Genomic DNA, 13,679 nt, shown 5'->3' on the forward strand with positions numbered 1-13,679 from the left:
CCTTCGCTACTTGGCGGCCTCGTACTTCTTCATCGCGTCGTCGAGGCGCTGCAGCGCATCACCGTAATCGGCGAAGTTGCCGTTCTTCTGGGCCTCCTGCACCGCGCCCAGCGCCGTCTCGATGTCGGTCAGCGCCGCAGACTTGGCCGGCGACAACGTGGTTGGGACACCCGGCGTGGCAGGCACGGCAGCGGCCGGCGTGGGCACCTCAGGAGCACTGCCCGGCGCCGGCGGCGGCGCGGCGGCAGGCGGACGCGAACCCGGCGGCTGACTGCCCGCCCCGCTGGCCGGTGCCGGCCCGGTGGCGGTCGCACCGGCACCGGCACCGAAGATGCCGTCGAGCGCGGTACTGACCGTCGGGCCGTAGCCGACCTTGTCGTTGTACATCATCGCCACCCGGATCAACCGCGGATAGGACGATGCGGCGTCACTGGTACCCGGCGAGGCGTACACCGGCGATACGTAGATCAGGCCGCCCTGCCCGACCGGCAGGGTCAGCAGATTGCCCCACCGTATTCGGTTCTGGTTGTCGCGGCCGATCACACCGAGGTCTTGGCTGACCGCGGTGTCGGTGCTGATCGCATTGAACGCCAGCTTCGGACCGTTGACCTGACCCGGAATGGTCAACACCGTGATCCGGCCGTAGGTGTCCGGATCGGAACTGGCACTGATGTAGGCGGCCAGGAAGTCGCGCCGGAACCGGTTCATCGCGCTGGTCAGCTGGAACGACGACGAATTGGTATTGCGGGCAAGGTCTTTGGCCACGATGTAGTACGGCGGCTGGTAGCTGCTGGCGGTCGGGTTGGGATCCAGCGGCACGTCCCAGAAATCCGAGGTGGAGAAGAAGGTCACCGGGTCGTCGACGTGATACTTGGCCAGCAGCATCCGCTGAACCTTGAACAGGTCCTCCGGATAGCGAAGGTGCGCAGCCAGATCCGGCGTGATGTCACTCTTCGGCTTCACCGTGCCCGGGAACACCGACATCCACGCCTTCAGCACCGGGTCGCTCTCGTCCTGGGCGTACAGCGTCACGGTGCCGTCGTAGGCGTCGACGGTGGCCTTGACCGAGTTGCGGATGTAGGACACCTGCTTGTCCGGGGCCAACCGGTTGACCGCCACCTCGTTGGAGTCCGCGGTGGCCGACGACAGCGACGTCAGCTCCGAATACGGGTAGTTGTCCAGCGTGGTGTAGCCGTCGATGATCCACACCATCCGCTTGTTGACGATGGCCGGATACACCGTGCTGTCAGTGGTCAGCCACGGCGCCACCGCCTCCACCCGCTGCGCGGGGTCGCGGTTGAACAGGATCTTGCTGTTGTTGCCGATCACGTTGGAGAACAAGAAGTTCCGCTCGGCGAACTTGGCGGCGAACACGCTGCGCGTCAGCCAGTTTCCGATCGGCACGCCACCGGCGCCGGTGTAGGTGTAGTTCTTGGTTTCGGTGTTGGTCTCGTAGTCGTACTCACGGTCGGCACCGTTCTTACCGACGATCGCATAGTCGGCCGAGGTGTTGGAGATGACCGGGCCGAAGTAAACCCGCGGCTGATCCAGCGGGGCCGGGCCGGGCGAAACGACGTTGCCGTTGGCGCCGACGACGCTGGCCAGGAACTCCGGGTACCCGCCATTCTGGTTGGGGTCGTTGGCAATTCCGCGCACCGTGTTGGCCGGCGAGGCGATGAACCCGTTGCCGTGGGTGTAGACGGTGTGCCGGTTGATCCAGTCCCGCTGGTTGTCCTGCAGCCGGTCCGGGTTGAGTTCGCGAGCGGCGACCACATAATCACGCAGCTCCCCGTCGGCGCTCTGGTAGCGGTCGATCGACAACTGATCGGGGAAGTAGTAGAAGTTCTTGCCCTGCTGGAACTGGGTGAACGCCGGGCTGATGATCGTGGGGTCGAGCACCCGGATGTTCGAGGTGGTGGCCCGATCGGAAGCCACCTGCTGCGCGGTGGTGGGCGCGGTGCCGCTGTAATCCCGGTACGTCACGTGGTCGTTGGTCAACCCGTACGCCTGCCTGGTCGCGGCGATGCTGCGACTGATGTATTCGCTTTCCTTCTGCGCGGCATTGGGTTTGACGCTGATCTGTTCGACGACCAACGGCCAGCCCGCGCCGACGATCAGCGAGCTCAGCAGCAACAGCACCAAGCTGATCGCGGGGATTCGCAGATCGCGCAGCACCAGTGCGGAGAACACCGCTGCCGCGCAGATCAGCGCGATGGCCAGCAGGATCAGCTTGGCCGGCAGCACGGCGTTGATGTCGGTGTAGCCGGCACCGGTGAACGGCTTGCCGCCGCGGGTGTGGCTCAGCAGTTCATAGCGGTCCAGCCAGTAGGCGAATGCCTTGAGCAACACCAGCGTCCCGATCAGGGCCACCAGCTGGATGCGGGCCGGGCGGCTGAGCACGCCGCTGCGGCCGGCCAACCGGATCCCGCCGAAAATGTAGTGACTGATCAGGTTGGCCAGGAACGCCAGGAACAACGCGACGAACAAGTACGACAGCACCAACCGGTAGAACGGCAGATCGAAGGCGTAGAACCCGAGGTCCTTGCCGAACTGCGGGTCGGTGATGCCGAAGTCGCCACCGTGCAGGAACAACTGCACCCGGGCCCAATAGCTCTGCGCCACCGCCCCGGACAGCACACCGATGACAACGGGAATCCCGAATCCGAACAGCCGAAGCCGGGCCATCACCGCGGTCCGGTAGCGCGCCACCGGATCATTCGGCCCGACCGTCGGCACGAACACCGGCCGGGTGCGGTAGGCCAACGCCAGTCCGGCGAAGACGATCGCACCCACCGCCAGGGCGGCCACCAGGAACACGACGATGCGGGTGACCAGCACGGTCGAGAACACCGAGCGGTAGCCCAGCTCGCCGAACCACAACCAGTCAACGTAGGTGTCGACCAATCGTGGCCCCACCAGCAACAGCACAACGACCGTGAGCGCAATACCGATCAGAATCCGGCTGCGCCGAGTCAGCTTCGGCATCCTGGCGCCGGGCCGCATACTCACCTGTCAGGCTCCTGAGTCTTGTCGGGCGGCCGCGCCGCGCCGAGGCAGCAGTACGGCCACAACTCTACGCATCGCAAGAACCATGCGGTCCTGCAGCAATGAGCTAGCAGCTGGGCGGACGCCCACCGGAGGTCAGCGTATGCAGCGAATCGACCGCGGTGTTCAACGTGTCGACCTTCACCAACTCCATCCCGTCGTCACGCATGGACTTGGCCTCATCGCAATTCTCGGCGGGCACCAGGAACACGCTCGCGCCGGCCTCCTGAGCGGCCAGCATCTTGTGGGTGATCCCGCCGATCGGGCCCACCTTGCCGTCCGAGCTGATCGTTCCGGTACCGGCGATGAACTTCGATCCGTTCAGATCGCCGGTGGTCAGCTTGTCGATGACCGCGAGGCTGAACATCAGACCGGCCGACGGGCCGCCGATGTTGGCCAGATTGAAATCGATCTTGAACGGCGCCCACGGCGCGTCGAGCACCGCCACCCCGAGATAGCCGTAGTCGCGATCTTGGTTGGTGCCCAAGGTGATTCGCGCAACGCCTGGCGGGCCGTTCTTGCGGCGGTAGTCGATAGCGATCTCCTGGCCCGGTTTGGTGGCCTTCAGCAGCGCGGTGAACTCCGCAAGATTCGCTACCGGCTTACCGTCGACGGCGTCGATCGCGTCGCCGTCCTGCAGTTTGCCCGCCGACGGCCCCGGATCGTTGACCTTCTCCACCCGCACCGCCGACGGATATTTCAGGTACCCCAGCGCCGCGTACTCCGCGCTGTCCTCGGACCGCTTGAAGTCGGCGTCCTGATCCTTCTCGACGTCCTCGCGCGACTTGTCCGGCGGGAACACCAGATCCCGCGGGACCAGCTGCTCACGGCCCGACACCCACAGGGTCAGCGCCTGCCCCAGCGTCAGGCCGTCGCGCTGGGCGACGGTCGTCATGTTGAGGTGCCCCGAGGTGGGATGGGTTTCGGTGCCGTCGATGGCCACCACCTGCTTGCCGTCGACCTCACCGAGCGTGTTGAACGTCGGTCCCGGGCCCAGCGACACGAAGGGAACCGTCACGACCGCCAGCAGCACGCCGAAGACGACGATCGGTACGAGCGCCGTCAGCAGCGTCAGAATCCGCCTGTTCACGCCGCCAAGGTTAACCGGAGCCCCTGGCGGCCTCGGTTCACTGACAGCGTGATCGCCGGTTACCCGCCCGCGACCCAGCATGAGTACGGTTGAGACATGTCTGACCTGCCCTTCGGCTTCTCCGCGGGAGACGACCCCGACCGCGACAAGCCGAAAAAGGATCCGAACCCCGGCCCCGGTGACCCGTTCGGCTTCGCCGGCGGCGACTTCAACATGGCCGACCTCGGTCAGATCTTCACCAAGCTCGGCCAGATGTTCAGTGGCGCCGGCAACCCGATGGCCGGCGGCTCGGGACCGGTCAACTACGACGTGGCCCGCCAGCTGGCGTCGAGCTCGATCGGCTTCGTCGCGCCCATCCCGTCCGCCACCAGCACCGCCGTCGCCGACGCCGTGCACCTGGCCGACACCTGGCTCGACGGCGCGACCGCGCTGCCCGCCGGGGCGACCAAAGCCGTCGCGTGGACCCCGAACGACTGGGTCGACGGCACGCTGGACCGCTGGAAGCGGTTGTGCGACCCGATGGCCGAGCAGATCTCGTCGGTGTGGGCGCAGTCGCTGCCCGAGGAAGCCAAAGCGATGGCCGGGCCGCTGATGGCGATGATGACCCAGATGGGCGGCATGGCGTTCGGCTCGCAGCTCGGCCAGGCGCTCGGAAAGCTGTCGCGCGAAGTGCTGACGTCGACCGACATCGGTCTGCCGCTGGGGCCGACGGGTGTGGCCGCCCTGATGCCGGAGGCCATCGAGACCCTGTCCGAGGGCCTTGAGCAGCCGCGCAGCGAGATCATGACGTTCCTGGCCGCCCGCGAGGCGGCTCACCACCGGTTGTTCAGCCATGTGCCGTGGCTGTCGAGCCAGCTGCTCAATGCGGTCGAGGCCTACGCCAAGGGCATGAAGATCGACATGAGCGGCCTCGAGGAGCTGGCGCAGGGCATCAACCCGGCCGCACTGACCGACCCGGCCGCCATGGAACAGCTGCTCAGCCAGGGCATGTTCGAGCCGAAGGCCACCCCGGAGCAGACCGCGGCGCTCGAGCGGCTGGAAACCCTGCTGGCGCTGATCGAGGGCTGGGTGCAGACCGTGGTCACCGCCGCGCTCGGTGAGCGCATTCCCGGCACCGCCGCGCTCTCGGAGATGCTGCGGCGCCGCCGGGCCACCGCCGGACCGGCGGAACAGACCTTCGCGACGCTGGTCGGGCTGGAACTGCGGCCCCGCAAGATGCGCGAGGCCGCCGTGCTGTGGGAGCGGCTCACCGACGCCGTCGGCATCGACGCGCGCGACGCCGTCTGGCAGCACCCGGACCTGCTGCCCAGCTCCGCCGACCTCGACGAACCGGCCGGCTTCATCGACCGGATCATCGGCGGCGACACCAGTGCCTTGGACATCGACTCGGCGATCGCGGAGTTCCAGAAAGAAGCCGACGAGAAGAAGGACGACGACGGGCCTGTGGATAGCTGAGCCGCGCGGCGCCCTCGTGGTGCCACAGTCGGCAGGTGCTCTACGCGCTCGACCCGGCAATGCCGGTTCTGTTGCGACCCGACGACGCGGTGCAGGTCGGCTGGGATCCCCGCCGCGCCGTGCTGGTTCGCCCGCCTGACGGCGTAACGCCCACCGCGCTGGCCGGCCTGCTGCGCGGCATGCAGGTTCCGCTCAGCAAGTCCGAGCTGCAGCGACTGGCCGCCACCCACGGGCTGGCCGACGACCTCGACCAGCTGCTGGCCGCACTGGAGACCAGCGGCGTCGTCCGCGGCCGGGCCCGCCCCACCGCTGCACGCGCACTGTCGATCCGGGTGCACGGCCACGGCCCCCTGTCCGATCTCCTGATCGAGGCATTGCGCTGTTCCGGAGCACGGATCGCCCAGACCAGCCACACCGGCGCCGCGCTGTCAACGGCCCGCGCCGACATCGTCGTGCTGACCGACTACCTGGTGGCCGATCCGCGGCTGGTGCGCGACCTGCACACCGTCGGCGTCCCGCACCTGCCGGTGCGGGTGCGCGACGGCGCCGGGCTGGTCGGCCCGCTGGTGATCCCCGGGGTGACGAGCTGCCTGGCCTGCGCCGATTTGCACCGCACCGACCGTGACGGCGCCTGGCCCGCGGTGGCCGCCCAGCTACGAGACGTGATCGGTACCGCCGACCGTCCGACCGTCCTAGCAACCGCCGCTGTCGCGCTCGGGCAGCTGCAGCGCATCATCACCGCGGTGCGCGGACAAGAAGCCGCAGGTGCTCCCCCGACCACGCTCAACACCACCCTGCAGGTCGATGTGAGTAACAACACGATCACGGCTCGCCGCTGGTCACGGCATCCACGCTGTGAATGCTGACATCCATGGTTGCCAGGAGACCGCCGTCAGGGATGATGGTCTGGTGGCAGACATCAAGCGAGGCCGCGCGGCCCGCAACGTCAAGCTGGCGACCATCCCGGTCGGCTTCGCCGGCAGGGCGGCGCTGGGCTTGGGCAAACGACTGACCGGTAAGTCGAAAGACGAGGTCCAGGCCGAGCTGTTGGAGAAGGCTGCCAACCAATTGTTCACCGTGCTCGGTGAACTCAAGGGCGGAGCCATGAAGGTCGGCCAGGCGCTGTCGGTGATGGAAGCCGCCATCCCCCCGGAATTCGGCGAGCCCTACCGCGAGGCGCTGACCAAACTGCAGAAGGACGCCCCGCCGCTGCCCGCGGCGAAGGTGCATCGCGTCCTCGACGGTCAGCTCGGCACCAAGTGGCGTGAGCGCTTCCAGTCTTTCGATGACACGCCGGTCGCGTCGGCCAGCATCGGCCAGGTGCACAAGGGGGTGTGGTCGGACGGTCGCGAGGTGGCGGTCAAGATCCAGTACCCCGGAGCCGACGAGGCCCTGCGCGCCGACCTCAAGACCATGCAACGCCTGGTCAGTGTGTTCAAGCAGCTCGCGCCGGGCGCCGATGTGGAGGGCGTGGTCGACGAGCTCATCGAACGCACCGAGATGGAGCTGGACTACCGGCTGGAGGCCGACAATCAGCGCGCCTTCGCGAAGGCCTATCAGGGCCACCCGCATTTCGTGGTGCCGCACGTGGTCGCCAGCTCGCCGAAGGTGATGATCTCCGAGTGGATCGACGGCACCCCGATGGCGCAGATCATCCGGGATGGCACGCCCGACGAGCGAGACCTTTGTGGCACAAGGCTTATCGAGCTGACCTTCGACGCACCGGCACGGCTCGGCATGATCCACGGCGACGCGCATCCCGGAAACTTCATGATGCTGCCCGACGGCCGGATGGGCGTCATCGACTTCGGCGCGGTCGGCCCGCTGCCGGATGGACTGCCCGTCGAGATCGGCCAGATCATCTGTCTGGCCCGCGACAAGAAGTACGACGAACTGCTGCCCGCGATGGAACGCGTCGGCTTCATCCAGAAGGGTGAGCAGGTGTCGGTGCGCGAGATCGACGACATGCTGCGCCAGTACGTCGAGCCCATCGAGGTCGACGTCTTTCACTACACCCGCCGGTGGCTGCAGAAGATGGCAGCGGCGAATATGAACGTCTCAGCGGAGCAGATCAGGACCGCCCGCGCGATGGATCTGCCTGCCAAACTGGCAATCCCGCTGCGGGTGATCGCATCCACCGTGGCGATCTCGTGTCAGCTCGACGCCCATGTTCCGACTCGCGAGCTGGCGGCGAAATTCGTGCCAGGATTCGTCGAGCCCGAGCCGGCGCACTAGCCGGCTCGGACCCGACCCCGCTAGGCCGCGATCACGTCCTTGCGCGGACGTCCCCGTGGCCGCTTGCGCTCCACGATGCTGCCGCGTTCGATGATCTCGCCGCCCCAAACTCCCCACGGCTCACCGCGGTCCAGTGCGGCGGCAAGGCATTGCCGCCGGATCGGACAGTCCCCGCAGAGCACCTTTGCGCGCTCCAGTTCCATGGGACTCTCGGCGAACCACAAGTCGGGATTCCCGTCGTGGCACGGCAACACCGGCAGCTTCTCCTCGCGGACTGTCGATGTCGACATGTCTCGCTCACCTGCTTCCTGGTCGAATGGCTGTATCTCTTCGGGGATCCGGGCCAGGAATCGGGTGGAAACCAGAAAGGCCACGGATCCTTTGACTTCGGGTCCGTGGCCAGTGGCTGTGTCTGGGAGCTTTCCTAGATGAAGCTCCTGTCCACGGACGCGATCGTCGGGGCGGCGTTGACGCGACGCTTACGCTGCGCCGAAATAGCGGCGGCCGCGCCGGCGGCGTGGGCAGCGAAAGCATGGTGCGTGGGGGTCGCCATGACGGCACGGAAGGACCACGCACGACGCGCGACTGCAGCTACGCCATAATTCGCAGTGCTGCTGATCATCGTCGGTCCCTCCTTCCTCACGCCGCCCTGTAGCCATCGATCGGCACAGGATTCGTTTTAGAGGCTAAACCCTAATGCCGTTTCGCTACAAGCGATTTTCTGACCTGCGGTTTCAACCCTGTCGGATATCCGGGCGGGGCATCCGTCGAAGCCATCGGGGCTGACCCGCTCAGCAGCCGCAACGCCGGTCCTGAGAAACTAATTCCCATGGCACAGATAACCCTGCGTGGAAACCCGATCAACACCGTTGGAGACCTGCCCGCCGTGGGCGCCCAGGCCCCCGCCTTCACTTTGACCGGCACCGATCTCGGCGACCTGGACAGCAGCCAGTTCAGCGGAAAAGCTCTGGTGCTCAACATCTTTCCCTCGGTCGACACCCCGGTGTGCGCCATGAGTGTGCGGACGTTCAACGAGCGCGCGGCGGCCACCGGCGCACCGGTGGTCAACATCTCCAAGGACCTGCCGTTCGCGCTCAAGCGATTCTGCGGCGCCGAGGGCATCGAGAATGCGGTGGCCGCGTCAGCGTTCCGCAGCAGCTTCGGTGAGGACTTCGGCATCACGATCACCGACGGACCGATGGCGGGCCTGCTGGGTCGCGCGGTCGTGGTCGTCGGCGCCGACGGCAAGGTGGCCTACACCGAACTGGTTCCCGAGATCGGCCAGGAACCCGACTACGACGCCGCCGTCGCCGCCCTGGGTTGATAGGGGGCTTTCGCGACGGCGCCGCCGTCGCGTTCTGACAGCCTTTTTCCTTCACACGCAACTCCGCGATACCGCCGCTCAACGCCGCGGTATCGCGGAGTAATGCTGTCTGCACCGGTTCTCCAGGTTGCGCTCACGGCTCAATTACAACGAAGGGAAGCCTTAGCGGCGTAACCTCAGGCACTTAGCACACCAATACGGCTAAATACCGAACGGAAAGGTGCCTGAAGATGAACAAAAAGCAAATTATCGCCACGAGCTGCGCGGTGGCCTGGGCTGCGGCGATCCCGATGAGCAGTGCCTTCACCGCGTCCGCGGCACCCGACTGGATGCCGGCCGACGGCGAGTCCGGCGCCGTGACCGGCGCAGGCGGCGGACCGTCGCTCGGAGTCGGCGGTACATCCAGCTACACCGGCGGAGCCACGTCCTCCAGCTTCTGCGGCGACCCATCGACGTACACCGGCAGCCCCACGACCGCCATCTGCTCAGGCGCCTCGGTCGGCGTCGGAGGGCCGTCGAGCTACACCGGCGGCTCCACCGCCAACAATGCACAGAACACAGCCAGCCTGGGAGTCGGCGGAGTCAACAGCTACACCGGACAGGGCACGTCTGGAACCACCCTCAACGGCACCAACACCACCACGCGGACTGTCAATTACGGCCCGGGATAACGGAACCCGACGACGGCACACCCGTGGGCATACATTTGTCTTCGGTATGAGTCCCGTGACCCGGCCGAATTCCGCAGCCATCCTTGAGACATGGAACTCACAGCTCGAAATGAGCTCAAGCACAGTCCGATTCGGCACCGAGGCGTACTGACGGTCGGTTCCGTCACGTTGTTCGCGGCGATCGCGATGAGCGCCTCCCCGGTCGCTCTTGCGGACACGGGTGGCGAGTCGGGCGCGGTGACGGGCGCCGGATTCGGACCCAGCGCGGGTGTCGGCGGACCGTCGAGCTACACCGGCGGTTCGACGTCCAACGACCTGTGCCACCAGCACTGCACCGGCGCCAGCGTCGGCGTGGGCGGGCCGTCGAGCTATACCGGTGGCGCCACCGCCAACCACCCGGGCGGCTTCGCCAGCCAAGGTGTCGGGGACGTCAGCAGCTACACCGGCCAGGGCACCTCCGGACATGCGGAGAACGGGACCAACGCGACCACCCGGACCGGGAACTACGGCCCCGGCCGCTGACCTACTGGCGGGCGCGCACCAGTTCGAGCACGTCGGGACCGAACTGTTCGAGCTTGCGCGCCCCGATCCCGGGGATCGCCACCAGCGCGGCGTCGTCGGCGGGCAGCGACTCGGCGATAGCGATCAGTGTGTTGTCGGTGAAGACAACGTAGGCAGGCACTTTCAGCTCTTTGGCGGTCCGCAGCCGCCAATCCTTGAGTTGACTCAGGAGTTCGTCGTCGACGTCGACCGAGCAGGTTTCGCAGCGGCGCAACATGATTGACGGCGCCGTGCTCAGCACCGCGTTGCACACCCGGCAGCGCGGCGTCGCGCCTTTCTGCCTGCGCGGCCGGGTCGGCGTCGGCTCGGCCTGGGTCTGGGGTGCGATGCCGTTGAGGAACCGGGACGGGCGCCGGCCCTGCCTGCCGCCCGGCGTTCGGGCGAGCGCCCAGCTGAGCTCCAAATGCATTCGGGCGCGGGTGATTCCGACGTACAGCAGACGACGCTCCTCCTCCACCGCCTCACTGTCGGGTCCGTGTGCCAGCGCGTGCGAGATCGGCAGGGTGCCGTCGGCAAGTCCGACCAGGAACACCGCGTCCCATTCCAGGCCCTTGGCGGCGTGCAGCGAGGCCAGCGTCACGCCCTGCACCACCGGTGGGTGCCGGGCGTCGGCGCGCACCCTCAGTTCGGCCACCAGTGCAGGCAGGTCCAACTGCGGGCGGGCGGCGACCTCGTCGTCGACCAGGTCCGCCAGTGCGGTCAAAGCCTCCCAGCGCTCGCGGGCCTTGGTGCCGGCCGGCGGTTCGTCGGTCAGGCCGAGCGGTTCGAGGATCTGGCGCACGACTTCCGGTATCGGCCCTTCCGCCCCGCGCTCCGCCGCGCGCTGCAACGCCAGCAGCGACTGCCGAATCTCCTGGCGGCTGAAGAAGCCCTCGCCGCCGCGCACCTGGAACGGGATCCCGGCCTCGGTGAGCGCCTCCTCGTACGCCTCGGATTGCGCGTTGATGCGATACAGCACCGCGATTTCGGCTGCGGGCGTTCCGGATTCGACCAGACGCTTGATCGACCGCGCGACCGACGCCGCTTCGGCGACCTCATCGGGATGCTCGTGGAACGTCGGCGACGGGCCGGGGTCGCGCTGACCGATCAGGTGCAGCTTGCTGCCGGCGACCCGGCCGCGCGCCGCCGCGATCACCCGGTTGGCCAGCGACACCACCTGCGGGGTCGAGCGGTAGTCCCGCTCGAGGCGGACCACCGTCGCGTCGGGGAACTGGCGGGAGAAGTCGAGCAGGTAGCGCGGCGAGGCGCCGGTGAACGAGTAGATGGTCTGGTTCGCGTCGCCGACGACGGTCAGGTCGTCGCGATCGCCCAGCCATGCGTCGAGCACCCGCTGCTGCAGCGGTGTGACGTCCTGATACTCGTCGACGACGAAGCAGCGGTAGCGGTCGCGGAACTCGGCGGCCACCGCCGCGTCGTTCTCGATCGCGCCGGCGGTATGCAGCAGCAGGTCGTCGAAATCCAGCAGCGCGATGCCGTCGCGGTTGGCTTTGAGCTTCTCGTAGCCGGCGTAGACGGTCGCGACTTTCGCGGCGTCCAGCGGGATGTCGCGCTGGATCTTGGCCACCGCGGCGGCGTAACCCTCGGGACTGATCAAGGACGCCTTGGCCCATTCGATTTCGCCGGCCAGGTCACGCACGTCGTCGGTACTGACCTGCAAGCGGGCCCGGCTGGCGGCTTGGGCGACGACGGAGAACTTGGTGTCCAGCAGCTGCCAGCCCGTGTCACCGACCACCCGTGGCCAGAAGTACCGCAACTGGCGCAGCGCGGCGGCGTGGAAGGTCAGCGCCTGCACCGATCCGACCGGGGCGCCCATGTTCTGCGCGTCCATGGCGCGCAGCCGGGACCGCATCTCCCCCGCGGCGCGCGAGGTGAACGTCACCGCCAGTACCTGACCGGCGGCGACGTGACCATTGGCCACCAGGTGCGCGATCCGGTGCGTGATCGTGCGGGTCTTGCCGGTGCCGGCACCGGCCAGCACACACAACGGCCCCCGGGCGGCCAGCACGGCCTCGCGCTGTTCGTCGTCGAGGCTCCTCAGATGGTCGACGGTCACCGGCATGCGCTCCATCTTGGCAGGGGGTGGGGACATTGCACGTTTGGCGCTGAAGATAGGTTCGAGCCCATGAGTGGCAACGATCCCCAGCTCACCATGTACTCCACCGTGTGGTGCGGCTACTGCAAGCGCCTGAAGACCGCGCTGAAATCGGCGGGCATCGCGTTCACCGAAGTCGACATCGAGCACGACCCGGACGCCGCCAAGTTCGTGATGTCGGTCAACAACGGCAACCAGACCGTCCCGACGGTGAAGTTCGCCGACGGCTCGGCGCTGACCAATCCCAGCCTGAAAGACGTTCAGACCAAGCTGGCGTCGTAGGCCTAGTCCTGGGCAGCCCAGGATTCGATGATTTCGCGGGCGATCGAGATCGAGCCCGGCAGCAGCAGTTTCGACGACGATTCGCTGCTCCAGTCGCCGTGCTCGAGCGCTTCACGGACCTCGGCGCGGGTGAACCAGGCCGCCTCGGCGATCTCGCCGTCGTGAAAGACGAACTCCTGCTCGGGATCGCCGATCGCGTGGAACCCCACCATCAGTGACCGCGGGAACGGCCATGGCTGACTGCCCAGGTACTCGACGTCGCGCACCGACAGCCCGATCTCCTCGTTGACCTCGCGCACCACGCAGCTCTCGAACGACTCCCCCGCCTCGACGAACCCGGCAAGCAATGAGAACAGCCGCTGCGGCCATACGGTCTGACGGGCCAGCACCGCCCGGTCATGGCCGTCGTGAATCAGCACGATGATGGCCGGGTCGATGCGGGGGAACTCCTCGTGGCCGGTGAGCGGATTCAGCCTCGACCACCCCGCCTTGACCGCTTTGGTCGGTGACCCGTCGACCGCGCTGTACCGAGCGTGCTCGTGCCAGTTCAGCAGCGCCAGCGCCGAGGCCAGCAGCTGCGCGCTGACGTCGTCGATCTCGTGACCGCCGCGGCGAAGATCGGTGACCTCGCCCTCACCCTCCTCGGGCGCCTCCAGGGCGGCGCGCACCGCCCACACGTGGCGGTCGCCCTCGAGGCGGCCGAGGAACACCGCATCCGGCGGCGGCGCGTCGGCGTGCTTGGCCGCCGCCGTCAGCGAAATCCTGCCGTCGCTCATCATCACCTGATTGCGGTGATCGATGCGCAGCAGCGCGGCGTCGGCCCAGCCGGCGATGGCGGCGTCGACGTCGGTACGCAAATGGTCGGCACGGTCGGCGCCCACCCGGGAGAGCAGCGGAACGTTACGCAGTCGGAACGCCACGTCG

The 13,679-nt window shown here is 67.4% G+C and carries 13 protein-coding genes; 7 read left to right on the forward strand and 6 right to left on the reverse strand.

The features are described from left to right. Window positions 1-6: 6 nt before the first annotated feature. Together BST42_RS20070 and BST42_RS20075 are read right to left on the reverse strand one after the other, a co-directional pair. Window positions 7-3,009 carry a UPF0182 family protein gene (locus BST42_RS20070; RefSeq protein WP_083121063.1) on the reverse strand — a complete coding sequence of 1,001 codons (3,003 nt, stop codon included), beginning with the start codon at window positions 3,007-3,009 and terminating at the stop codon, window positions 7-9. A gap of 103 nt (window positions 3,010-3,112) precedes the next feature. Beyond that, entirely contained in the window at window positions 3,113-4,135 is a 1,023-nt protein-coding gene (locus BST42_RS20075) for a YlbL family protein (protein WP_083121064.1), read from the reverse strand. Window positions 4,136-4,231: 96 nt separating this feature from the next. Between BST42_RS20075 and BST42_RS20080 the strand changes: the two genes are divergently transcribed. The 3 genes from BST42_RS20080 to BST42_RS20090 are packed head-to-tail and all read left to right on the forward strand — an operon-like array spanning window position 4,232 to window position 7,825. Next, the gene (locus tag BST42_RS20080; RefSeq protein WP_083121065.1) at window positions 4,232-5,590 is read left to right on the forward strand and encodes a zinc-dependent metalloprotease; all 1,359 of its coding nucleotides are present in this window, start codon (window positions 4,232-4,234) and stop codon (window positions 5,588-5,590) included. 59 nt (window positions 5,591-5,649) lie between these two features. Beyond that, entirely contained in the window at window positions 5,650-6,456 is an 807-nt protein-coding gene (locus BST42_RS20085; RefSeq protein ID WP_083121137.1) for a TOMM precursor leader peptide-binding protein, read from the forward strand. Between the two features lies 1 nt (window position 6,457). Further along, entirely contained in the window at window positions 6,458-7,825 is a 1,368-nt protein-coding gene (locus tag BST42_RS20090; RefSeq protein ID WP_110918690.1) for a macrolide-binding ATPase MABP-1, read from the forward strand. A gap of 20 nt (window positions 7,826-7,845) precedes the next feature. Here the strand turns inward: BST42_RS20090 and BST42_RS20095 are convergent, their stop codons facing one another. Continuing rightward, entirely contained in the window at window positions 7,846-8,115 is a 270-nt protein-coding gene (locus BST42_RS20095; protein ID WP_036340081.1) for a WhiB family transcriptional regulator, read from the reverse strand. Between the two features lie 134 nt (window positions 8,116-8,249). After that, complete coding sequence (locus BST42_RS30330) at window positions 8,250-8,378, reverse strand: hypothetical protein (protein WP_264049089.1); 129 nt, start codon at window positions 8,376-8,378, stop codon at window positions 8,250-8,252. Window positions 8,379-8,654: 276 nt separating this feature from the next. Here BST42_RS30330 and tpx point away from each other — a divergent pair, with 276 nt between their 5' ends. The 3 genes from tpx to BST42_RS20115 all read left to right on the forward strand — a co-directional run bounded on the left by tpx (window position 8,655) and on the right by BST42_RS20115 (window position 10,342). Beyond that, window positions 8,655-9,149 (forward strand): thiol peroxidase, encoded by a 495-nt coding sequence (gene tpx / locus BST42_RS20105; protein ID WP_083121068.1) that lies wholly within the window; start codon window positions 8,655-8,657, stop codon window positions 9,147-9,149. A 230-nt stretch (window positions 9,150-9,379) separates the two neighbouring features. Further along, complete coding sequence (locus BST42_RS20110; RefSeq protein ID WP_133057487.1) at window positions 9,380-9,820, forward strand: hypothetical protein; 441 nt, start codon at window positions 9,380-9,382, stop codon at window positions 9,818-9,820. Window positions 9,821-9,910: 90 nt separating this feature from the next. Continuing rightward, window positions 9,911-10,342, forward strand: a complete 432-nt coding sequence (locus BST42_RS20115; protein ID WP_083121070.1) for a hypothetical protein — start codon at window positions 9,911-9,913, stop codon at window positions 10,340-10,342. A 1-nt stretch (window position 10,343) separates the two neighbouring features. On the opposite strand, the gene BST42_RS20120 is transcribed toward BST42_RS20115, so the two are convergent. Further along, on the reverse strand, window positions 10,344-12,449 hold the full coding sequence (locus BST42_RS20120) for an ATP-dependent DNA helicase UvrD2 (RefSeq protein ID WP_083121071.1): 2,106 nt from the start codon (window positions 12,447-12,449) through the stop codon (window positions 10,344-10,346). Between the two features lie 54 nt (window positions 12,450-12,503). Between BST42_RS20120 and BST42_RS20125 the strand changes: the two genes are divergently transcribed. Beyond that, on the forward strand, window positions 12,504-12,755 hold the full coding sequence (locus tag BST42_RS20125) for a mycoredoxin (RefSeq protein WP_083121072.1): 252 nt from the start codon (window positions 12,504-12,506) through the stop codon (window positions 12,753-12,755). A gap of 2 nt (window positions 12,756-12,757) precedes the next feature. On the opposite strand, the gene nudC is transcribed toward BST42_RS20125, so the two are convergent. After that, complete coding sequence (nudC, locus tag BST42_RS20130) at window positions 12,758-13,675, reverse strand: NAD(+) diphosphatase (protein WP_237159522.1); 918 nt, start codon at window positions 13,673-13,675, stop codon at window positions 12,758-12,760. Window positions 13,676-13,679 lie beyond the last annotated feature (4 nt).

This window comes from Mycolicibacterium rhodesiae (assembly GCF_002086695.1).
Classification (GTDB): Bacteria; Actinomycetota; Actinomycetes; order Mycobacteriales; family Mycobacteriaceae; genus Mycobacterium; species Mycobacterium rhodesiae.